The sequence below is a fragment of the Micromonospora parva genome, from assembly GCF_040649675.1.
Lineage (GTDB): Bacteria > Actinomycetota > Actinomycetes > Mycobacteriales > Micromonosporaceae > Micromonospora > Micromonospora parva.
On the sequence record NZ_JBEZFX010000001.1, the window covers coordinates 1,088,425 to 1,110,747 of the forward strand.

The 22,323-nt window shown below is 68.3% G+C and carries 22 protein-coding genes; 4 read left to right on the forward strand and 18 right to left on the reverse strand.

Features of this window, described 5'->3' with window-relative positions; translation table 11 throughout:
- Positions 1–426: 426 nt before the first annotated feature.
- A complete protein-coding gene (locus AB0C03_RS04825; RefSeq protein ID WP_357634267.1) occupies positions 427–1,077 on the reverse strand; it encodes a hypothetical protein in 651 nt (216 codons plus the stop codon).
- A gap of 792 nt (positions 1,078–1,869) precedes the next feature.
- Here AB0C03_RS04825 and AB0C03_RS04830 point away from each other — a divergent pair.
- Complete coding sequence (locus tag AB0C03_RS04830) at positions 1,870–2,427, forward strand: hypothetical protein (protein ID WP_357634270.1); 558 nt, start codon at positions 1,870–1,872, stop codon at positions 2,425–2,427.
- Positions 2,428–2,604: 177 nt separating this feature from the next.
- On the opposite strand, the gene AB0C03_RS04835 is transcribed toward AB0C03_RS04830, so the two are convergent.
- Positions 2,605–2,763 carry a hypothetical protein gene (locus tag AB0C03_RS04835; RefSeq protein WP_357634273.1) on the reverse strand — a complete coding sequence of 53 codons (159 nt, stop codon included), beginning with the start codon at positions 2,761–2,763 and terminating at the stop codon, positions 2,605–2,607.
- A gap of 401 nt (positions 2,764–3,164) precedes the next feature.
- Between AB0C03_RS04835 and AB0C03_RS04840 the strand changes: the two genes are divergently transcribed.
- The 3 genes from AB0C03_RS04840 (at position 3,165) to AB0C03_RS04850 (ending at position 7,642) form a co-directional block, all read left to right on the forward strand.
- Positions 3,165–5,951 (forward strand): AfsR/SARP family transcriptional regulator, encoded by a 2,787-nt coding sequence (locus tag AB0C03_RS04840; RefSeq protein ID WP_357634275.1) that lies wholly within the window; start codon positions 3,165–3,167, stop codon positions 5,949–5,951.
- Positions 5,948–6,871, forward strand: coding sequence for a DUF2637 domain-containing protein (locus tag AB0C03_RS04845; RefSeq protein ID WP_357634278.1), 924 nt, complete (start codon positions 5,948–5,950; stop codon positions 6,869–6,871). Before AB0C03_RS04840 ends, AB0C03_RS04845 begins: the two co-directional genes overlap by 4 nt.
- A gap of 606 nt (positions 6,872–7,477) precedes the next feature.
- Positions 7,478–7,642 (forward strand): hypothetical protein, encoded by a 165-nt coding sequence (locus tag AB0C03_RS04850; protein ID WP_357634281.1) that lies wholly within the window; start codon positions 7,478–7,480, stop codon positions 7,640–7,642.
- A 100-nt stretch (positions 7,643–7,742) separates the two neighbouring features.
- Here AB0C03_RS04850 and AB0C03_RS04855 read toward each other — a convergent pair whose 3' ends face one another.
- The 16 genes from AB0C03_RS04855 to AB0C03_RS04930 form a co-directional block, all read right to left on the reverse strand.
- A complete protein-coding gene (locus AB0C03_RS04855; protein WP_357634284.1) occupies positions 7,743–9,452 on the reverse strand; it encodes an AIPR family protein in 1,710 nt (569 codons plus the stop codon).
- A gap of 155 nt (positions 9,453–9,607) precedes the next feature.
- Positions 9,608–10,279, reverse strand: coding sequence for a hypothetical protein (locus tag AB0C03_RS04860; protein WP_357634286.1), 672 nt, complete (start codon positions 10,277–10,279; stop codon positions 9,608–9,610).
- Positions 10,280–10,470: 191 nt separating this feature from the next.
- A complete protein-coding gene (locus AB0C03_RS04865; RefSeq protein WP_357634289.1) occupies positions 10,471–10,863 on the reverse strand; it encodes a hypothetical protein in 393 nt (130 codons plus the stop codon).
- A complete protein-coding gene (locus AB0C03_RS04870; RefSeq protein WP_357634292.1) occupies positions 10,860–11,372 on the reverse strand; it encodes a hypothetical protein in 513 nt (170 codons plus the stop codon). The genes AB0C03_RS04865 and AB0C03_RS04870 overlap by 4 nt, the downstream gene beginning before the upstream one ends.
- A 137-nt stretch (positions 11,373–11,509) precedes the next feature.
- Positions 11,510–11,944: a hypothetical protein gene (locus AB0C03_RS04875; RefSeq protein ID WP_357634295.1), complete on the reverse strand. Its 435-nt coding sequence runs from the start codon at positions 11,942–11,944 to the stop codon at positions 11,510–11,512.
- A 12-nt stretch (positions 11,945–11,956) separates the two neighbouring features.
- Positions 11,957–12,307 (reverse strand): hypothetical protein, encoded by a 351-nt coding sequence (locus AB0C03_RS04880; protein ID WP_357634298.1) that lies wholly within the window; start codon positions 12,305–12,307, stop codon positions 11,957–11,959.
- Entirely contained in the window at positions 12,304–12,774 is a 471-nt protein-coding gene (locus tag AB0C03_RS04885) for a hypothetical protein (RefSeq protein ID WP_357634301.1), read from the reverse strand. Before AB0C03_RS04885 ends, AB0C03_RS04880 begins: the two co-directional genes overlap by 4 nt.
- A gap of 87 nt (positions 12,775–12,861) precedes the next feature.
- Positions 12,862–13,371: a hypothetical protein gene (locus AB0C03_RS04890; protein ID WP_357634304.1), complete on the reverse strand. Its 510-nt coding sequence runs from the start codon at positions 13,369–13,371 to the stop codon at positions 12,862–12,864.
- A gap of 100 nt (positions 13,372–13,471) precedes the next feature.
- On the reverse strand, positions 13,472–14,458 hold the full coding sequence (locus tag AB0C03_RS04895; RefSeq protein WP_357634307.1) for a DUF932 domain-containing protein: 987 nt from the start codon (positions 14,456–14,458) through the stop codon (positions 13,472–13,474).
- Between the two features lie 174 nt (positions 14,459–14,632).
- Positions 14,633–15,205 carry a hypothetical protein gene (locus AB0C03_RS04900; protein WP_357634310.1) on the reverse strand — a complete coding sequence of 191 codons (573 nt, stop codon included), beginning with the start codon at positions 15,203–15,205 and terminating at the stop codon, positions 14,633–14,635.
- Entirely contained in the window at positions 15,202–15,843 is a 642-nt protein-coding gene (locus AB0C03_RS04905; RefSeq protein WP_357634313.1) for a hypothetical protein, read from the reverse strand. The genes AB0C03_RS04900 and AB0C03_RS04905 overlap by 4 nt, the downstream gene beginning before the upstream one ends.
- Before the next feature lie 82 nt (positions 15,844–15,925).
- Positions 15,926–17,068, reverse strand: a complete 1,143-nt coding sequence (locus AB0C03_RS04910) for a MarR family transcriptional regulator (RefSeq protein WP_357634316.1) — start codon at positions 17,066–17,068, stop codon at positions 15,926–15,928.
- 430 nt (positions 17,069–17,498) lie between these two features.
- The gene (locus tag AB0C03_RS04915; RefSeq protein ID WP_357634319.1) at positions 17,499–18,539 is read right to left on the reverse strand and encodes a M23 family metallopeptidase; all 1,041 of its coding nucleotides are present in this window, start codon (positions 18,537–18,539) and stop codon (positions 17,499–17,501) included.
- Complete coding sequence (locus AB0C03_RS04920; RefSeq protein WP_357634322.1) at positions 18,527–19,345, reverse strand: replication-relaxation family protein; 819 nt, start codon at positions 19,343–19,345, stop codon at positions 18,527–18,529. Before AB0C03_RS04920 ends, AB0C03_RS04915 begins: the two co-directional genes overlap by 13 nt.
- Positions 19,346–19,407: 62 nt before the next feature.
- Entirely contained in the window at positions 19,408–21,006 is a 1,599-nt protein-coding gene (locus tag AB0C03_RS04925) for a type IV secretory system conjugative DNA transfer family protein (protein WP_357634325.1), read from the reverse strand.
- Positions 21,003–22,274 (reverse strand): hypothetical protein, encoded by a 1,272-nt coding sequence (locus AB0C03_RS04930; protein WP_357634328.1) that lies wholly within the window; start codon positions 22,272–22,274, stop codon positions 21,003–21,005. The genes AB0C03_RS04925 and AB0C03_RS04930 overlap by 4 nt, the downstream gene beginning before the upstream one ends.
- Positions 22,275–22,323: the final 49 nt, after the last annotated feature.

Genomic DNA, 22,323 nt, shown 5'->3' on the forward strand with positions numbered 1-22,323 from the left:
ATCTCAGTAGCGCTGGAGCGAGGAGGACGAGACTGCTCATGGCCTTCCAGTGCACGACTAACCGGGGTCACCGGGGCAATCTCGGGCCGGGCTGCGGTTACGCGATGCCGCTCCAGCCAATCAAGATCTTCGAGCAAAGGTTCTAAACCAGCCCGCGCTTGGCTAAGTTCCCCTGGCGGTAGAGCGGACGCGGCCACTAGTCCGAGAGCGAAGCCTTCAATTCCGCTCGCTCCAAGACGGTTCAGCAGGTCATCACTGGCCAGACTTCCCATCGCATCGAAGTGTTGCCGAATCAACCCGGCGAGGATTTCGCGTCTGTCCACGTGTCCGCCCCCTGCGTTGATGCAGATCTCCCGCTCTAGGCTACCTGCTTCCGCCAGTCGAGCAGCGTCGGCTCGACTGGCGGAAACGGTATGCGTAGGTGGATCAGTTCGATGCAGGTATCGTGACGACACCGCTGACTGCCGAGCAGGTGATGGCCTGCGGTGATAGCGCCAGGCAATCGGACGGTACCCCTGTCCACTGCCAGCCAGCCGGCAGTGTGAGAGTTACCAGGGAGCCCGCGAAGTAGCTTCCCGCACAGGTGACGCCAGCGCAGATGTCAGCGCCGGTGGAGTTCGCCAGGTTGCAGTTGGTGCACGTGAACGTGTTGCCGTTGGCGATGTTCACTCCGTTGTGCCACCAGGTGGAGTCCACACTGATGCCGGCCATCGACTGACCCGGCGCGGTGGTGTAGCACAGCACCTTGGCGCTCCAGTCCGACTCAGTGGTTGCCAAGACTCCATCGAGGTAAGTGGCATTGATCGTGCCGGTTACATCGCTGTAGTCACAGCCACCGAGCGGTGGATCCTGCAGGAGGCGGGAGTTGCTGGCTGAGAAGCGAGCGATCTCGCCCTTTTTCTTCGGGGTAACTACCCGGACGTTCTTCTTGGCGTTGCCCGCCTCCTCGTCAACCTTCGACGTGGCGGGCATCGGAGCCGCCGGTTCTGACTTGTTCGCAGCGGCGGCGGTGGGAACCACCAAGACGCCCGATAGCACCAGTAGTGCCGACAGCAGTAACCTTGCACCTGTCCTCATAGGTGACCTCCCTTAGGCATGAGTGAGGACGAAGGGCGGTGGCGATGTAGGCGCATCGTCACCGCCCGATTCCCCACGGTAGGGCAGTCATCAGGAAGGATCAAGGCACACCTTCTGCGCGATGGCACCTATCGGACATAGCTGGATGCGGATGGTAGCTGTGATGGGTTCATCTTGGCAGAACTCGGACCAATAACGTAGCTCCGCCTCACGTTGAGTAGTTGGAATTTGTCACTCCGCAGCTTGCATCGACTTAGCGATGGCGATCTAGGCAACAGACGCCTTGCATAGCCGAGCTGTTTATGGGTCGCAGGGCTCGCGCTGGCACCGCCGGTGTTGCTCCGCCAAACCGGCTGGACCATCACGCCACGGTGTCGGCGGACCAGGATGCGCGTATGGCTGAGCCAGCCACTGGCCAGCGACTTCTTCGTCGTGCTTGGGCAAGTCGGGACCTGACGAGCCCGCCCAACCCTTCTCACGTTCCTCGGATCGCGCGGGCTGTCAGACCAACCTTTCGACATGACAACCAGCAAGCCTGACCAGCGCGGCGCAGAAGCCGCGCGGTAAAAGTGAACCATCGCAGGCTCGCGCCCCAGCCAGTGAGTTGCGCCAGAGACGATGCTCATCGCCTCGAGGCTTCGCTCGTGCGGCCTCACATTACTGTGGACATGCTTTGACCATGCCCGAAGATGAGGACTGTCGGCTGTGGATCGGAAACCCTCACTCCCCGAGCCGGGAAGGCCACCTTTAGTTAGTGGAGTTCGGAAAGGCACGGTGGAAACGATTGGTGCTGTGTCCACTGTGTTGGCGATGATCATCGCCCTCGTCGCCTGGCTATTTCCACGCGCCCCAAGCGCCCCGGCCACGACTCCCGGGCCAATTGACGCGATCGCCTCCGCTTCAACAAGTCCCAGTAGCAGCCTGCCTGGCCCCGCCCCAAAGATCATGTCCGCCAGCCCTACCCCAACGGAGCCATCAGCAGCCTATCCCCAGCAGGAGCTGACCCTTGCCACATGCGGCACCCTTCCGATCGACCTTGATGAGCCCCGCGTGCTGCCCATCGCCGACGCCGACATCACCTACCGATGCATCGATAGACGATTTAGCTTGTCCCAAAACGTGATCGGAGGCTATGTCGACGCTGCGTCGCCCCGAACGAGGGAGACTTGCAGAAAAGCAATTCAAACATCAGCTTTCAACGAGCATAGCCAGAGACTTTTTTCCGGCCTTACCTTCTGCATTCAGACTCCAGGAGCGGCGGACGCGCCGGGCAGCATTGTCCTCATCGAAGTTGCCAACGCTGGCTATCTGACACCTATCAACATGACTGTTTTGGCCTGGTATCGGTAGGGGACCGTGACCGGCACTAGGAGAAGGCGGATTGGCAGTCATCGCTCACCTCGCTCAACACGCTGCTGCACGCACTCAGGAGTGCGCTGGGCGACCGGCCCAACAGCAGCAGTGCGACGACCAGGCAGGCCAGCGCGATGAGCGAATCCGCCCGGAGCCCGGCCTGCAGGCCCTCGGTCATCCGAGCCGGGCGGCGCAGGTGCCGCCTGCGGCTACAGCGACGGCCGAGATCGTCGAGGTGCCGAGCGCGCCGCCGACGCTGTCACGCCTGAGCCAGTAGACGTTCGGTTGGCCGGCCGACGCCAGCGCGCGGATCCGGGCTAGGTTTAGCCGCACCAACTCGATGATGTCACCGCGGTGGCGGCCCGACTGGGATCGGTAGGACCGAGAGTTGCGTAAGTAGGCCCGTCGGGCGCAGGTCAACGACCGCCAAACAACGAGCGCCCTCGTCCGACGACTCGTCGACGTCCTCTCGGGCTCATCCGGACGACAAGAGCTTCACCCGACCCACCGCACCCGCCCTAAACGTGTTGTTGGTGGTGAGCAGCAACGAATCTGCATCGTCACCTCACTCCCCCAGGTCGAAGACCCAGAGGATCGGCAACGCTGTGACCTGCGGGTGTAAGGCCGTGTAAGGCCGTGTGAGGTGCTGTTAGCACCGGCATCGGTATCAGCAGCGCATCCAGCTCCTACGGTCTGTCTCACCGCCCTTTGCGCACCTCGGGAGGAGACACGCCATGGCGAGACGAACCTCCGCCGTGCTCGTACGCGCCGGTACCTTCGTGCTCGCGCTAACACCGCCGGTGCTGCTCTACCAGGCCGGCCGGATCAACCCCGGCACGGTGTCGGCTGCCCAACTGCGCGCGTGGCTGAGCCAGCCCTTGACCGGTGACTTCCTCACCGCGCTGGGGCACATCGGGGCCTGGCTGCTGTGGCTGCTCCTTGCCGTTGCTATCGCGGAGCACACCCACCAATACCTCGCCGATCGGCTGCGGTGGCACGTCGTGCTGCACTTACCCCGGCCGCTGCAAACGCTCACGGCGGTTCTGCTGGGCAGCACTGCCATCACCACAGTGGCCACGTTGCCTACTGCCGCCGACAACACCACCGCGATGGACGCCGAGCCGCCACCAGACGCCCCATCGGCGGTAGCCGAGGCGCGACTCAGCCTCGACACCCTGGATCCCCCGCCGGCACCCACATCACGAGTACCACGCAGGGAGACCCTGGAAACGCTGCCGGCCCCTGCCGTCTCCGTCCGATACGCTCCGCGGCCCACCCTTCGCCAGGATGCCGGCGTCGACGTGGCTCGTTCCACCCCGGATGGGACGTGCCGAGTTGTCGCCGCAGATACCTTGTGGGATCTCGCCGCGAAGCATCTCGGTGACCCAAAACGCTGGCAAGAGATCTACGCACTCAACCGGGGGCACAAGCAGGCCAACGGCTACGCCCTCACCGACCCCGACGAGATCCACGTCGGGTGGACACTCGCGCTCCCCACCCGTGAGACCACACCAGCACCTGCCCTACCTGATCCCAGCGCTCCCACCCCGGGCAGCCCTGACGTCGCGGCACCCGGGACAACCGACACCGCGCCCACCGCGCCGCCGCCGGCACCACCAGCCAGCGCCATACCGGCCCCCGACAACAAGACAACGAGTACGCCGAGGCCGCCCACCCCCGCGCCGGCCACGCCGAGCGTCCCTGCCGACGGGGCGGCGTCCGCCTCCGAACCGCCCCCCGATCAACCAGGCGACGAGGCTGGGATCGCACTCCCGACGCGCGGCTGGATCAGCCTCGGCCTGGCCGCCGCCATCGCCGCAGTAGCAGCCCTGCTCCGTCTCCACCGACGCCGCCACGCCCGGCTGATCTTCCCGGCACCCATTAGCCCTGGGCCACAACCCACCCTGACACCGCCGTGGCTCACTCACGTCGAGACCATCGGCAGCCGCGACCTCAGCACCGCCGTCGTTGACCACCGCCAGGCCAGCCCCGCCGTGCCGGCCCTGGTCGGCGTCGACCTGGAGGGCAACGAGGTGAGCTTGTTCCACCTGCCCGGTCCCGGCCTCGCCCTGGAGGGAGCCGACGCCATCCCGGCAGCGCGCGCCGTCCTCGCCGCTGTCCTGACCACCGGCGTCACCGACAGCGCCACCGCCCGCCCGGTAGTCGTCACCACGGCAGACCTCCTCGCCCGACTTCTACCCCCAGGTGCCCCGCTGATAGGGCTGGACCCCGACAGCACCGCCTATGACGGAGAACGCCTCGTCGTGCTCGCCGACATCGCTGCGGCGGTCACCCACGCCGAGGAGGAGATGATCGGCCGACGCCGGCTTCTGGACACCTTCGACGCCGAGGCCATCAGCGACCTCAACGCCCGCACCGACCACGCCGAGACGCAGCCGCCATACGTGCTGCTCATCGACTCCAGCCCTCGGCACGCCGCCCGCCTCCAGGCCGTCGCCACCCACCGCGCCGCCCTGGACCTGCATCCCGTCATCCTCGGCCCGCACGACGGCATCCCTACCGTCGAGATCACCGCCGAGGGCACCGCCACCGGCGACGAACCGCACCCAGTGACCCGGCTGTCCACCCTCGGCGCGGACGACCTCGCCGCCATCCTCTCCATGCTCACCGACGCGATAGCCCGTCCCGAGGCCGGCGCTGACGTCGACGACCCGCCCGCCGAAATCTCGCCGGCCGCGGTGACCGTCGAGACAAACGAGCCGGTACCAGTCCAGCCCGAGGACGCGGCGGCCCTGGTCCGACTCCGCGTGCTCGGTCCGGTCACCGTCGCCACCGACGCCGGTCCGATCGCCACCGGTATGCGTAGCGGCTCCTATACCGCGCTCGCCGTCCTCGCCGCCCACCCCGCCGGCCGAACCCTCGATCAGCTCGCCGCCGACCTGCACCCCGACATCGACCCGGCCGCCGCCGTCAAACGCGTCCGAACGGACATCACCTCCGCCCGGCGGGTGCTGCGCTCCGCCACCGGCCACGAGGAGCCCATGTTCATCGTCTACGACCCCGCCACCAGCCGGTACCAGCTCGACCCCGAGACCGTCACCGTGGACCTCTGGCAGATGCTCACCGCCATCGAACGGGCCACCACCACCGACGACGAGGCGACGATGCTGGCCGCGCTGCGCCGGGCGACCGAGCTGTACGGGGGTGACTTCGCCGAAGGCCACGACCACACCTGGGCCACCGACTACGCCACCAGCTACCGCCACCAGATCCTCACCATCTACGCCCGCATCGCCGAGATCCTCGAACCCGACCACCCCGACCAGGCCATCGCCGCCCTCGAACGCGCCGCCGACCTGGACCCGGTGAACGAGGAGCTGTACCAGCGGATCATGCGCATCCACGGCCGGCAACAGCGGCCCGACGCCGTGCGGCGCACTCTGTGCCGATTGGAGGAACGTCTCGCGGACCTCGGCGACGCCGAACCGTCCCAGGCCACGCGCCGCGTCGCCGAACGGCAGTTCCGACCCGTTGCCCCGGCCAGCGGAGGAAGGCCATGAACGACAGCCAGCTCCAGCGGATGCAATGGGCCGTGCGGGCGACGTTGGCACTTGGCGTGGCCGCCTCGGTCACCGCGAACATCCTGCACGCGCAAGCGAACCCGATCTCGCAGGCCATCGCGGCGTGGCCACCGTTGGCATTGCTGATCACCGTCGAGTTGGTCACCCGGGTACCCGTGCACCGGCGTTCACTCGGCGTCATCCGGGTCGTCGCCGCCTCGGCTATCGCCGCCATCGCCGCGTGGATCAGCTATCACCACATGGTCGGAGTCGTCGCCCGATACGGCGAGACCGGCACCGTGCCCTACCTCCTACCGCTCTCTGTGGACGGGCTGATCATCGTCGCGTCGGTATCGCTCGTGGAACTCGCCGCCCGCCGCCGCGAAGCCGAACGTCAACCGCACGCCGTGCTAGCCGAGGCACCAGCGGCACCGTCACCGGCCGAGCGCGCCGCAGCGGCGCCTGTCGAGCCCTCGCCCGGCACCAGCGAATTCCCGCCACCCGATCGGAGACCGCTGCCCGAGCGCCCTCCTGTCGACGTCGATGTCGATGTGGATGTCGACAGGTCGCGTCTCGATGAGGCTCCTGACACCGGCGAACGCCCGGAGGACGACCACGAATCAGATGCCAATGAGACTGGTCATGACCTCGACGCGGAGTCTCACGATGACGACTCGTCCGACGACACGGACGATGCCGATGTGGACCTTGCCCCGGATCTCGTGCCGCTGCTGCCCGTCGCCCGCGCGGCCCGTGACGAGCTGATCCGCGAGGGCCAGACCGTCAGCCGAGATGCCCTCGCACGTCGCATACGCCAGAACGGTCATTCGATCCGCAACAGCGCCGTGTCGGAACTTCTCGCCACGCTGCGCCAGGAGGCGCGTTCGGTCGACGGCTCTCGCCCCACCGCATCGGTCTAACGTGCCATCGTCAGCTCACCGCACACGATCAGACGCGCGAGGAGGCCGCACGTGAGCGAGCTTGCCCGAGCGGCCAGCGCCGCCCGCCCACCGCACCCGCAGCACTGCCCGCCCTGGTGTACGGAGTGCCGCCACGACGACGCCGATCCTTTGTCGCCCCGGGCACTCCTACACCGAGGCGCGGCGAACACCGTGCACGTCTACGACCAGGCGTGCCTCCTGGTTGAGGCACACGTGCGCGTCGCGTTTTGGGACAAGGCCCCGAGCTGGATCGGCACCGATCCCGCCGACCTGGAACGCCCCTACGTCGAGTTCAGCGTTTCGGCCGAGGACGGCCTACAACTTAAGCCTCAACCCAGAGCACGCTCGCGGCCTCGCCGCCGCCCTGCTTCGCGCCGCCGACGCCGCCGACGCTGCCATTCGAGGCGACGCCCCTCAATGACACACACCAAACGCGAACGGCGACGCTCCACCCTCGAACAGAGCCGTGAGTCGTAACCCCGGCCTGGGACCAGCGGCGGTCTTGATCGCACCGTCGAGGTCAGCGTGGATAGGCACGGCTGCCCGAACGGGCACCACGCCGAACGCTGCCAGAAGGGACCACCCATGACCGACAAAACGCCCGGCCTCCGCACGATCGAGGTCGCTGACGACGTGTACGACGTGCTGAAGCGCACCGCAGACAGCCGAGACACCGACATCAACGGCGCACTGCGCTACCTGATCGAGGTTCCGGCACCTCGGGCCGCTACGGACGACGACGAGGACTGAGACAGCCCGCAGACGGGTGCCGTCGGTTCCACCCTCGCGGACGCGACGGCCGACGGCACCTGTCGGCGCTTGGGCTGCCGGGCTCGCCCTCGCCTTGCCCCTAACCCCGGATAAGACGGCTAATCAATTCCTGTGTGAAGGGTGGGCGCTTCAGTCGGTCCGCCGTCGGCAGTTGTCCACCTGCCACCTCAACGATCCTTTGCGCGGTTGCCCTGAAGGCCGACACGTAGTCGGCCTGACGCAGCAAATCAACCATCTGTTGACTTCGTTGATCAATAGCTCGCTCATTCAGCCGAGCAGATCGCCCTTCAAACAACTCATATTTATAGGCCATCAGTATGTGGTAGCGGATAGGCTTGTATTCAGCCTCTAGACTTGTACGAAAAGCCGTTTCTAGTCGATATGCGGCAAAGGCCGAGGCAACGTACGGGGCAAGGCGGTGATCGTCGTCAAAGATCGAGTCCCCGACCTCTGCGTAAAGGTGCTGGGGGTATCGAGCAGCAAGATGCGGCAGGTCAAGAAACGTAGCCGCGACGGCTCGCATCTGCTCACTAATAGTAACGATGCGCGTACGCGTGACGTCACGGTAGTAGAACTGCCCAGCTCGTCGCTCGTAAGTCAAACCAGCCCCGAGCTGGTCTTGCAAGTAAAAATCCTCAAGGCGCTTCTGAAATTTGGTAAGGGCGACCAAGTCGCTGTCATTGACAGCGGTCTGCGAGTTTGTTGCGCGAATGATGCGTGTCGCCACGTCTTCATCATCCGTGACTACGAGCCGAATGGGCACGTAAACAGAGTCCGCAGCATCACCAAGTGACTCCTGCGCCAAGTAAATACAATGGCTCGTCTGACATCCGTTGACAACCTGATAACCTGTCAAAGACACGGCGTCGCCGGGTTTGGGCGCATACGACCGAGCAACCACCGTGACACCGTTGTTCAAGACGGGCAGCAATGCACGCTGCGGTGATCCCAGAGTTTCGATTATCTGCTGATTTACGTCGTTTTCCTCACCCTTGAAGCCTCGCACGTTGTCGTAGAACACCCTCTCATTCAGAGTCCCGTCTTCAGTCTGAATAAGTTTGAGAAGCTCTCGAACGGAAACAACGCCGAGGATAGCCTGATTAATGCCAGGCATCCCGGGCAAGTTGACGGCTTTTTCGAGCACGATGTCCGTCTCGTTAGCCTGAGTCTTTTTCCTCGACGCCTCATAAATGCGGGTCGCCCCGTAAAGTTCAAACGCCAACTCGCCAACGTAACTGAGAGCCTGCACTTCCCGCTGGACTGTCGCGGCCCTGTCGAGCACGTTTCCATCAGCGAGCGAAGCATCGTTGGCCGTGCTGACGAACGCCAAGTTTACGCGAGGCCGCTCCTTCAGTTTTGACGCATAGCCATCAAAGATTCCGAACAGCGCGTCGGAGACAGCCGCAAGCTTCGGATGCTGCGAAGGAACCGTATTTGAAAGAACCTTCTTTGCCGCATCCCCAAAGTTCAAAATCTCCGAGCTGCTGATACTCGTCGACGCCTTGACCTGCATCAACGTGAGCACAACTTCGAGGCTTCTCTTGTTTTCACATACACCCGGCACTTCGCTACGCTGGGTTACGAGTTCACCGTTGACCTCGAGGATCGCCAAGTCGATGCCGATGGTGGCCGGATCCAACAAGAGATCCGTCATGTCCACTTGATCCAATACGTCATCACGGAGCAGTAAGGTAGCAACAAATAGCTCAAAAGCGTCCGACTCAGCCATGCCGAGGAGTTCCTGGGTCTCCCGGAATTCCTTGAAGAGGCCCCTAATAAGTGGATCCACGACGCTCCCATCATCTTCTGCTCAAGCCTCCGAGAGCGTACAGGTTCGGTCCGCGCATTCACAGCCCTGGCATTGACCGGTCGGGTACGTCCGCTCACCAATCCCACAACAGCCACCGATCAGCCCTCTGAGCCTCTGGCTGCTATTCCCACAAATCAAGCCAGGCCGTCTACTTGAGAAGGGTGCCGGCTCACCTCACAGGCAGCGGCAAGCAGTCGTTGTGCGGTGCGCTGGGTGATGCCGAGCTTCCGCGCAAGCGTCACGCCGAGTCCACGCTGGTCAAGCCCGGTGCGGTCGGCCTCGGCGAGCAGCGCGACAGCGGCCGGGAATCGAGGGTCGTCGGCGTATGGGTGTGGTTTGCGGGCACCGGTCGTGCCGGGGGTGCGGCCGGTGGACTGTCGGCCCGTACGGGCGTCGGCCACGGCCCACACGGTGCGCCGGAACCATAGACGGCGCAGCCGCCCGTCCGGCAGCGCCTCGACTCGGTCGGGGTGGTCGTACAGGGTGTCGGGCAGGTTGCGGTACGACGCGTAGCCGAGGACCCTCGCCGCTGCGCCCGAGCCGATGAGGTCTTCGGAGTCGCCGCGGCGGTCGACCTTCGTCAGCTCGGCGCGTTTCGCGGCCTGGTGCGTGACGTGGAATACCTCGATGTCGTCGAGCCAGAACCAATCGCGGCCGTCGTGTTGGAAGCCTTGCGGGAAGTCGAATCGGGCGCGGTGGCGGTGCCAGTGGTTGACCGTGGAGTAGGCCGCACCGGTGAACGCGGCGACCTCGGCCCGGTCGAGGGCGGTCCGTCCGCTGATCACGCGTCGTGCCACGGTGTCCATCCTCCCCTTGGAGGTGTCTCTTTGCGGTGCCGCAAGCGGAGGCGGATGTGTCTCTCGCCGTAGGATCGGCGGCACGCCCGCCCGGGTGAAGGCGGCTGTTGTGGTCCGCCTGGTCGGCCCGGGACAGGCGAGGTGGCCGGCGGGGTTGCGCACACCCTCGGGTGTGCCCGCCGGCCACCGTCCCGCCCGGTCTAGACGTGCGGGCGTAGCAGCCGCCACGCCACCTGCGCCATCCGGTCGATGCGCAGCGCGGCCAGTTTCACCCGTGTGGCGGGCTTGAGCGCGTCGTAGACGGTCAGGATTGCCGCTGCGGTGGTCATGTCCACTATGACCCCGTCGATCTTGCGACAGTTGCCGCGTGTGACCTCGCGTAGTACCTCGATGAGGCGCGGATCGCCTGCGGTGGCGTCGTCGGGTAGCGCGTCGAACTCGACCAGTCCTTCGCAGTCCGGGCAGGTGACGAGGTGCGGGTCGTCGGTGATGCGGGTCAGCGGTCCGTCGTCAGCCGCGCACACCGCGCCGAGGCGGCGTTGAGCCTTCGCGTGGGTGAACGTCGGCCGATGGTGTCGTGAGGTGTCGGTCATGAGGTCGTCTCCGTGCCCGGCCAGATGCCGAGAGGATGGCCGGGAATGATGCGGCCTCGTCCGGGCGCGAGGGTGTCGAATACCTCGGAGTAGGTCGCGTGCAGCTCCCCGCGAACGCGTACGAGGTGTTTGCCTCGGGTGAGCTTGGCGGGCAGCGCGTCGACCACGCGGCGGATCAGCCCGTAGAGGTCGCGGGCCTCGATGAGGTCGGCGCAGCCGTGGCATGCCGGCCACCGTTCACCCCACGCCTGAGTGACAGCGTGCTCGGTGTCGGTGCGGCGCACCCGGGCCGCTGCGTGCCGAGACCGGTAGTCGCTGACGCTCATGACTCGCGCGGTGACGCGTCGGTGCTCGCTGAATTGGTTGGCGCATCGGTAGATCCAAGCCGCGTCAGACGCGGAGCAGAAGTCGCACTCGATGATCGGGTCCGGGATCTCGGTGACAGGTACCGGCTCGGGATCGTGGTCGCCATTGTCGCCGCGCTTGTTGGCGTGCTGGTACGTCACCACGCCGTCGTTGATATGGATGCTGACGCCTCGTCGGCAGCGTCGGCAGTATGGCGACTCCAGCAGCGGCGCCGTGGTGGAGCCGAGCGCAGCTCGCCCAATTGGCTCCCCGGACCGGTCGGTCTGCGGACGGTGCGGCATCACCGATCACCCGCGCCCTGGTTGCGGGTGTTCGGCGAGCCGGTCTCGGCGACGCCAGCGGTGCCGGACGGGTTGAGGGTCAGCCCGAGACGTAGCCGGCTGAGGTCGACCAGTCGCCGGATCAGGCTCACGGTTCCGACGCTGAGGTCGGGGTCGTAGTCGTGGGCGATGCGGCAGGCGTCGCGCAGGGCCACACACGCGTTGGTGAAGGCGGCCTCCAGGGCGGCCTGGTCGTCGGCGCGGGTGCACCTGACGACGTGATCGGCCGGGAAGCTGCGCTCGATACCGCCGGGGAAGCGCAGCGTGTAGCGGCGTGCGTGAGTGGTGTGCGGCGTGGAGTAGGTGACGTCAGTGACGGTGCCGAGGCGGCGTTCGGTGGCGTCGGCGGGGGTGATGACGCGGGCGGTGTCGCCGTATTCCAAGGAGCGGTACATCGGTGCTCCGTTTCAGAGGCCGGGGTGGGAGGGGTTGGTGGTGTGGTCGGTCTCGCCGTAGCCGTTGATCTCGAAGGCGATGAGCCGGTCGTCGGTCTCGGTGGTGTCGGCGTGCAGGTAGAGGTCGTCGGCGCGGCGTTTGACGCCGATGGAGACGCCGTGCACGTCGAGGACGACGTAGGCGGTGCGGTCGCCGGGCTCGCCGGGGTAGACCCGCAGGTTGAGCCGGGTCAGCACCTCGACGCAGACGGGGTCGACCGTGCCGAGCTTGGCAAGCGCCTCCGCGAGCTGCTGACCGTCGAGGGTGCGCTGGCCGTCGCCCATGCCGTCGATGTTCTCGGCGGGGTCGATCGAGGTCGTCATGCCAGCTCCCCGTTCTCGCCACTCGCCTCGGGCTCCGCGGTGGAGTGGGAGGTGGGTGGGAAGGTGGCGATGGTCTCGCCCAGGATGCCCCCGCCGAGTTGATCGGTCAGGGCCGCGAGGCCGATGAGGGCGGTGCCGAGGGCGACGGCTTGCGTCGGGGTGCAGCGCACGCGGACGCGGGAGCCGTCGCCGGTGAGGGCGCGGACCTCGACGTGGCGCCGCCGCCAGAGCGCGGCGGGCTGCTCGGTGTCCGGCTCGGCGATGACGGTTCCGCGCATGGCCTCGCGCAGCGAGGCGCGGAGGAACTCACGCCGGCGCATGGCAACCGCCTCGTAGCGTGCAGCCGTGTTCGTGAGGACGGTGCGCTCGTCGCCGGTGGCGCTGGCCGCGAGGGCGCGGAAGCGTTCGGCTTTGCCGGTCGCCTCCGCGAATTCGGCGGCGACGCTGAACAGGTTTTCGGGTCTCATGGGTGCTCCGCGATGATGTCGAGGGGACGCCGGGGCGTGCCACGCGGCCCGGGGTGCGACCGTGGCCGCGCGGCACGTCACGGGCGGTCAGGGATGGACGGGCGATGGCCCGGCGGCACCGTCCGGGGTGGCCGGTGCACCGGCGGTCCCGTCCGCATCGAACGGCGGTGCGGCCTTGACGTGGGGTAGGCCGGGGTCGAGTTTCTGGCCGCTGCGGTCGAGGCTGAGCGCCCCGTACGCGGTCAGGTGCGCGCCGACGGCGAGGGCCTGCTCGCCGGTGAGCAGCACGACGAGTCGGCTGCCTTCCGTGCTGTAGGTGTGCAGCTCGACGTGGCCGTTGGTCAGCGGCCGGACCGGTCGGAACCGCTCGACCGTCGCCCCGCCGGGTGCGGTCGCCCAGATCGCGGAGCAGAGTGCGTTCCACTGCTCGTTGACGAGGGCTTCCCACTGCTCGGCGCGGGCGATCAGGTGGGCGTGTTCGGCCTCGCTGGTCGAGTGTTCGGCCATCGCGCGGGCGACCTCGGCCGCCGCGAAGTGGCGGGACACCTCGTTGGCCAGCCCGATCATGGAGGCGGCGGTGGGCTCCGGCGCGAGCATGGGCTCGACGGCAGGCGTAGGGACGGATGCGGTACCGGTGGCGGCGTGCGCGCCGGTACCGGGGCCGGGCGTGGTGGCCCGGCCCCCGTGCCGGGCCACGTCAGACCGCCAGCAGCTCGAACGCGCGGGCCTTGAGGTCCGCACCGGCACCGGTCAGCGCCCGCGTGGCGCGGGCGAGGTCGGTCTTGGCGGGGGCGAAGTGGTCCACGTACTCGGTGATGGCCTGGAAGCCGGCCCACCGTGTGCCCTTGATCGCCTTCTGCGTGTCCGCGTCCCGGATCAAGTACCGCAAGGCGGCCGTGCGTTGCTTCGCGTTGTTCTTCGCGGTGTCCGAGGTGTCGTCGGCGACGGGCCACACCTGCGCGACAACCTTCTCGAACTCACCCATGGTCAACGACTCGTTGATCATTTTTTCGGCTTCGGTCTCGAAGTCGCCGAACGCCTTCCACATCAGGCCGAGGGCCTGCCGGGCCTCGGCGATCTTGCTGGTGACGTTCGAGGTGTGCCGGAACGTGTACGAGCTGACCGACCGGGCGAAGGCCAGGTTCTGCGTGTTCTTGCAAACGATCCGCACGGGGGTCGCATCGAGGCGTAGGGCGGCGGTGCCGTCGTGGGAGGTGGTGGCCGCGAGGTAGAGATCCATGTCGTCCACCCCGGCGATCTGCATCGCGGTGGGCAGCTTCATGGTGACGAACACCGAGCGTCCCTTGCGCATCGAGCCGGCGGTCTCGAAGTGCGCGCCGGAGGCGTCGACCAGGAGGTTGAGGGTCTCGGCCACCTGCTCGTTCTGCACCACGCTGTAGTCCTCACCGACGACCCCGAGGTACTCGGTCTCGCCGGTGGCGGGGTTGGTCCGGACGGTCATGTACTTGTCGGGGCAGTCGACCTTCGTCACCCCGCGCTCGGTGACCTCGATGCCCTGGATGGCGATCTTGCGGACCTCCCACCCGCCGAGCCACGCCTTGCTCATGACTTCCTCGGCGGTCATGCACTCGTCGGCCACGGTGCCGAGCTGGTGCCAGGCGGTCAACCGCGCGGAGGCAAACGCCGTTTGGCCGTTCGCGAAAGTTTCGAGTTCGTGTGCCACCGGGGGCACTCCTTCCGGGTTGTGGTTGGTTCGGTCGGCGGTGCGGCCGGGGGTTGCGTCCCCGGGCCGCGCCGTCAACAACAATGTTTCCTACCTCCGCCGGCGCATCAAGACGATCGGTTGGAGTCGATCGAGGTTTCTGCGGCGAATCTGACGACCCCCGCAGGACGGGGCCTACCGGCTGTTGGTGGCCGGGTGCAGCTGCCCGTCCGGGCCGTACAGGTACACGTGAACCGTTTTGAACGGGGCCGGTAGGTACACGCTGAACCCGTGTTCGGGAATGAACCGGGTCCGGTAGTCACGGGTGATGCCCAACAGGTACCGGTCGGGTTTGTCGCCGTACGACCCCGGCGGGATGATGCCCGCCCCGGGACGGTCGGCACGGGCGCGGCGGTGCCGCCCGAGCGACAGATGGGGACACAACGACAGTGCGGCGCTCATGCACTCGGGATGCCCCGGCGGGTCCGCGTAGCGCATCAACTCAGCGGCCCGAGGCCCACCGAGGAACGCCACCCAGTACCCCATCGGCTCACCGCACAGCGAGCACCGGCGCTCGATGGCGAGGCGGGTCGAGGTGGTGGTGTTGATCGTGGTGAAGTCCACGTGCGACCCGTCGCCGGTCGGGTCGGGGTGGATGTTGACCGGCGGGATGGGTAGGCCGCGCCGCGCGTCGTGGGGACGCGCGGCCAGCGAGGGCGGGATGTCGGGCCGGTCGGCGGCCGGACCGGTAGCCGATGGGCCGGTCACGAGGCACCGGCCGCACGGGTGGGCCGGGCGTCGGTCACGGTGATGTGCGGTAGCTGTGACCGCAACACGGCGTGCGCCCGTTCCCATTGCGCCTCGGTCAGGCACCGGGTCACCGGTTCGAGGTTCGCGCCGGTCATCGTCACGGCCATGATGCCAGCCGCTTCCGCCGAGTCGAACACGGCCACCATGTCGCCCCCGGCGACCACATAGACGCGGGGGTCATCGGTGGACGAGGCCACCGGGGCGGTACGGCGGTGATCGGCCAGCCACCGGCCGACAACCTCGGCCGGGTCGCCGGTCAGGGTGCCGGTGTCGTAGCCCTCACCATCGAGCCAATCGAGGTGATCGGCAACGGTCCAATCAGGATGAACGAGCCACGATTGCCGTACGGCCTGCCACATGGTCAGGCGTGGCGAAATGCCGATCGGGTCCGCCGGTTGTGAGCCGTTCGGGCCGGGCACCGGGCATAGCGGGGTGCCGTCGTGGTGGGACGCGGCCGGACGCGGGGTGAATCCGTTGAGGGGCCAGTCACGCGGCGGTACTGGCCGGGCCGGTTCCCCGCATTCGGGGCAGCGCAGCGACCCCGGCGCGAACGTCGGGCCGTGGTCGTGGTCGGGGTGGCCGTGGGGGGTGGTCATGGTCCGTTCCTTCCGTGCGCTTGTGGGTGGGCGTGCGGGTGCCGGGGCCGGGCGTGGTGCCCGGCCCCGGCGGGGCGGTCGGTCAGGCCGCTACCGGCGCGGCGGCGGCCTCGTCGGTGCCGGCCTCGTCGGCGGTGGTGTCGTCGGTCTCCGGCGCAGCCAGGAACGCGCGAACCTCGGCGGTCGGGGCGGGCGGGTTGTCCGCGAGGGCGTACGTTTCCGGGGCCTCGCGGGTCAGGATCAGCACACCGGCCCCGGCGAGCTTTTCCATGGCGTTGCGGACCGCACCGGGGCTCCGTCCGCCGATCTCACGGGCGACGGTGCCGGGGGTCACGTCGTGGCCGGTGCCGAGGTCGCGCATGAACGCCTCGACCCGGTGCCGCAACTCGTTCTTAGCCAGCTTCACCGACCCGTCGCTGTTGATCTCGCCGGTCGTGCGGCCGGTGCCGGTGGTGCGCCGGGCCGAGGGGCGGCGGATCTTGCGGGTGTGCCCGCACGTCGGGCACGTGGTGTGCGTCGGGGCGTTCGCCGGGTCCACCGTGGCGAGGTCGCCGTCCCCGATGACCCACAACTCGTTACCGTCGTCGTCAACCGGCAGGCGACGCGCGGCCCCGGCAACCTCCATCGCGGCGAGGATCGTGTCGCCCATGACGACCGACAGACCGCTCTCGTTGATCGCGTTGTCGGCGGTGATGCCGTCTGGGTGCCCGCCCAACACGCCGGCCATGATCAACACCTTCAGGTCAGGCTGACGCGGGGCGACCGGCACCCCCGACACCGGCACCCCCGACACCGGCACCCCCGACACCGGCGCACCGGACACGGGGGCCTCCGGTAGGGCGGACTCGTCCGCCGCGCCGTCCCCGTTCGCGTCGTCAGCGGGGGTCGCCTCGTCGGTGGCGTCAGGGATCGCGTCGGTGGCGTCGTCGCCCGGGGTCGCCTCATCGGTCACGTCGTCGGCCGGAGTCGGCTCGTCGGTCGCGTCGGTCGCGTCGGTGATGGCGGGGTGCCAGATGTCGGCGCTCTTGCGGTTGCCGTTGGTCGGGCCGGGGGTGCGGGTGGCGGTGCCATCGGCCTCCATCGCGGCGAGGGCCTTGGAGGCGGTGGACTGACCCACACCGGCCTCCGCCGCGAGGTCGCGGACGGTGATGCCGTCGGGGTGGTTGGCGAGGGTCCGGGCGACGGTGGCGGCGGTGGTCGGCGCGGCGTTGGCGTTGGTGGACATGGCGAATAAACCTCCGTGCAATAGGGGTCGGCAATAGCGATTCCGTGTGCGCGTGGTGCGCATTCTTTGCGGTTCGCCGGGGCGGTTTTTGTTGCCCACGTCCATGGACCCTCTGCACGCGACGATTGTCAACCCCGTTGCGCAAGACTCTTTACAGGGGCCGCACCGCGTCGCTTCCGGTCTCGATTCAGGAACCGCTACCGCCGTCCGAAACGCCATTTGACGGCCCCGTGTCCGACGCTGTGACACGTTCGGCACGGCTCCCTGGTGCTGCATAGGGTCGGCGGTGCGGGGACCGCTCAACCCGTCTTGCGGGGTCGTGGTTTCCGGATTGATACGACTACGCCGCGCGCCCGGCGGACCGGACGCGCGGCGCTCACCGCAGCCCGTGGGGACCATCTTGGATTGTGCGGAAAATCACTTCATGAATTTATAGGGCCACGCCTTTTTGTCGCATGAAAGGAACCGGGTCAACGGCATTGTTCTCGGTGGCGGTATAGCCTTCGTGAATCTCGTAGTGCAAATGGGGGGCGGACGAGTTTCCGGAGCTGCCGACGTGGCCGATTGGCTGCCCCGCGATCACCGTTTGCCCTATGCGCACCATCGGCTGTCGCACCATGTGGCAGTACCGCGAAACGATGTCGCCCGCGTGCCGGACCTCCGTATACCAGCCGCACCCACCGAGCCCGGGGTAGCCGTCGCTGTCGCACGGCATCGGCCCGCCGGTGGGCTCCCACCAGTCGCCCCCGACGTTGCACCCCACACGCACCACCACGCCCCCGGACGCGGCACGGATGACGGTGCCTTTCGCCGCCATGATGTCGACCCCGTCATGGCCGGGCCGGTCGCCGGTACGGAAGCCGGAACCGGCCGTGCCCGCCACCGGACGGGTCCACCCGGAGGCACTGATCGGCGCACCGTCACAGACGGGCAGCGTTCCGCCGGTATACGCCGCGACGATCTCGGTTGCCCGCTTCTCGTGTTTGGCGTAGGCGTCCGGGTACGCCGACCGTTGCACCTTCTGTGCGGCCTCGGTGAGCGGTAGCCGTTCCCACCCGGGGACGGTGAGGAGACGCTCGTAGAACTTCCCGGCCGCGTATTCGGGGTTCATGATCTGTTCCGGAGTGCCCCATCCTTGCGACGGCCGCTGTTGGAACAGCCCCAACGAGTCATGATCGTTGTCCGGGCCGAGGTCACCGTGGTTGATCAACGAGGATTCTTGGAGCGCGGTGGCAACCGCGACCACCCACCCGCGCACCGGTACCCGCAACCGCTCACCCACGGCCACGATCACCCCGGCGTTACGGGCCTGCTCAGCCGACAACCCCGCCGGGGTGGCACCCGGCGCGGTGACCGCGCCGACGCAACTACCCCCGCCACCGCCCCCGCCGAACACCGACGAGACGACCCCGGCGGTAGCGGCCGTGAGCAACAGCAGCAACCCGGCGACCCCGACCGCTACTCGTCCCACGGCGCGCCACCGTCCCCGCCCGGTGCGGGCAGCCCGGCCAAGCTCACCCGGTCGGGATGCCCGACGATGCGCCAGACCGGCCCCGCCGGACCGCCAGACGCGGCGGCATGGTCGGCGGCGGCGGTGGCGACGGTCACCCCGTCCGGCACCCCGACCCGGCGCAAATGGGCGTGCAGGTTGGCCTCACGGGCGGCGGTAGGTAGCCAGAACAGCACCGGGTACGCCCGCCGGGGCGGTAGGGCGGCATAGCCGGTCAGCTTGCCCACCACCCGGCCCAGCGTTTCGGTACCGAGGTCAGCCTCGACCCAGAACGGCACCGCCCGCCCGTTGTCAGACCACACACCGTGCCCGTCCGGGCATACCAGGTTGCCGCACGCCTCACGACAGCGTGCCTCGTTCCACCACCGCACCAACCGTGCGCCAGGGTGCTCGCGGGCATGAGCCGTGAGCGCGACGAAGAACCCGTTCACGGTCACCAGGTGCGCCAGTGTCGGGGACATGGCCAGACGGGCGGTAGCGTCGCGCACGGCGGCCGGGCGGGGCAGCGCCTCGTCTCGTCCGGCCGCGATGATGGCCGCGCCGACCGGCCCGAGGGTCCACCGCCAGGATTGCGACCCGGGCCGCTGGTAGTGGCGGAACCGGTCGAGGATGTCCCTGCTGTGCAAGGTGTTGAGCCGGTTGCGGGCACGACCGACCGAGCCGAAGGCCAGGTCGACGAGCTGGTCGGTGGTGAAGGTCCGGTGCTGGTCGAGCAGGTCCAGGAGGTGCCAGTCTCGGGGGGTGAGTCGGCCGAGTTCGGCGGCCACGACGGACGCCGTGAGGCGAAGACTGCCGGTGGCAGATGTGCGGGTAGGAGGGATATCTCTTATCAGTCGGTTCCGGTCCACGGGTCCTCCTCACCGCCGTCCAGGTGCGCGTATGACGTGTTCAAGGGGGCGTGTTCACCCGGCTGTTCGTGGTCGTTGGGTTCCTCGTTGGATCGCTCGTTAGAGGTCTCGTTAGAACCCTCGCCCTGAATAGCGAAGGTGTTGCGACCCACCAGTTCCACCGCCGTGTCTTCGGCGGGTGCCGAAGGTTCGGCCTTGGGGACGGCGGTTGCGGTCTCGCCAAGCAACCGGTGACGTTCCTTCATCGCGAGGCCGGTGCGATCACGGGCTGCATGGCGCAGCTCGCCGGCTCGTCCTGGCACGGCCGGTGGTGGAGGCTCGGTGTCGGCGGTAACCGGTGGCACGACCCGCCCGTTGGCGACGGGCCGCAGGACAACTTCGTAGCCACCGAGGCGAATCAGGTCACCGTCATCGAGATACGGGCGCAGGTGCCGGGCCTGATCGATGGCATCGCTAGGGGCCAGGGCGAAGTACACCTTGTTCCGGGCGTTGGCGTCGATCGCCTCGACCATGTCCCCGGACAGTTGGCCGAGGTACTGATGGGCGAGGACGAACGAGGTGTGCAAGCCGCGGGCCTCGGCAAGCGCGTCATCGATCCCGATCGGCAGGTGCAGGAAGTTATGGCACTCGTCCAACACGATCATCGCGTCGGGACGCTCGTCCTCGGGGATGCGGGCGCGGGCGGTGGTGGCCTGCCACAGCCCCGCGAGGAGCAGCGAGCCGACCAGGCGGGTGCCGTCCTCGCCGATGACGCCCTTGGGTAGCCGCGCGAGCATGATGCCGCCGTCGAGGATGTCAGCGAAGGAGAACGTGGTGGCCGGCACCCCGAACAGGCTGTTCGCCATCGGGTGCGCCAGCACGAGGCGTAGCCGGGACAGCAGCGGGGCCACGAGGCCGGAGCGCTGCGCGGCGGGCAACTCGTTGAACCCTTCCCAGAACTCGCCCAGGGTGTTGCCCTCCCACGCGTTCAACCTGCTGGTGACGGCGTTGACCCGGGCGGCCCTCCATGCGGAGTCCGACAGCAGCCGCGGTAGCTGGGCGAGGGTGGCGCCGTCGAGGTGGGCGAGGGTGAGCAGGCCGTGGTAGCAGATGTCGGCGGTGCGGTGGCCCCACCATCGCGACCACACCTTCGCCATCACCGCCGTGAGATTCGCGGCCACGTCGTGCGGGCTGCCGCCGTGCACACTCGGGTCGAGCAGGTTGATCGCCGGTGGCGCGGCCCGCTCGTCCGGGTCGATGAGGACCAGCCGGTCCCCACACGATTTGGGCAGCCGGGCCAGCAGGTCGCGGATGAGGTCGCCCTTGGCCGGGTCAAAAGCGGCGACGCCGCGACCCGCTTCGACGTCGTCCAGGATCATGCGCATCAGCACGGTCGTCTTGCCCGTGCCGGTCGGCCCGAGCGCGTGGACGTGGTACCGGCAATCGGCCAACGAGATCCCGACTCGCATTGGCTGCCCGGCGTTGGCGACGCCGATGACCTTGCCGCCCAGGCCGTGCCGCTGATCGAGCGGCACCAGGTTGAGCCTGCGACCCTCGGCGCGGGTGTTCGACCCGGCCGCCTTGGTCTTGATCTTGTTCAAGGTGCGCTCCAAACGGTCGGTGGATCGTGGCGCTGTTCCGACTCGGCTGGTGGATCGGCGAGCGGCCGGCGGCGCGGGGCCGGAGCGGCGCGGAAGACCTCGCGGGTGGCGGCCCGACGCCGCGACGCCGCGCCGGGCAGGCCGTAGGCGGCCGGCTCGGCGGGCAATCCCGCGAAGGCGGCAGCTTCCGCGACGGAAACAAGGCTCATCCGGGCCTCGGGCACCCACCGGTCAGCCGCCGCGACCGCGCCGGAACGGAGCCGGCGGCGGGTGAAGTGCGCCGAGAGCAGCCCGAACCCGGAGCTGACGTCAGCGGCGGCGGCGACGGCGGCCGGCTTGGTCGGGCCGGCGGCGATGGCGTAGACGGCGACGAGCAGATGCGGCGCGTCGGCATACTTCGCCCGCGCCTGCCGGGCCAGCTCGGCCGTGTACGGGTCGGTCGGGCTGGGGCGTCGCCTCGTGCTTGACGAGCCGGGGGTGAAGAGGTCCAGGACACCGATGAGCAGCGCTCTTAGCCCATCGGCGAGCAGATTCGCGGCGCGGGCCGTTCCCCTGGCTCGGCGTGCGCGCTGCGGGTTGGTCATCGCGCGGCGGAGCAGCCGCAGGCGGTGGGCCGGTGCCCGGCCGAGGTGGACTTGCAGGAGCGCGCCGCCGGTGCGTCCGGCCGAGGCAAGGCCACCGTAGACGGCCCGTAGCCGGTCCTCCTCGGGGGCGCCCGCGTCCACGCCTCGGCGCGGGACCGGTGTGGCGGCCTCAACCAGGGGCAGCCATTCCGGCTGGGTGGGCCAGACCGCGAGAGCGGCCACGGCCCCGGTCGTCCGGACGGCCGGTGGGGTGGTCTGTTCAGCGCGTGCGCCGGGCCAGCCGCGTTGCAGCAGCCGTACGACGGCGGTCGGGTTGACCCCTGGTGGCAGCCACAGTCCGCAGCGCATCCCGTCCGGGTCGGCGGCGACTTCCCAGACGAGCCGTGCCGGGCGCAGCGCCCAGCGGCGCGGCGCGGGCAACGCGGTGGCGAGCAGCCGCCACAGGCCGATCGTCGCGGCCGGGGTGGCGGTCACGGGCGGGGTGATCTGCAGCCATCGCGCTCCGGCGGCGTGCCGCCGCCAGATCCGCCGCCGCAACAGGGTCCACCCGGCCCGTACGGCGACGAGTGCCGCCACGGCGGCGAGGAGCAGCGGCCACCGGTCGCGGACGAGGTGCCACACGGCGTCGGTGGCGTCGTCGCCCCAGGAGCCGCACAGCACCTCGCCCACAACCGAGTCGGGCACGCCGCCCTGACCAAGAACACATCCGGCAGGCTCCGGCGACGATGGTGAG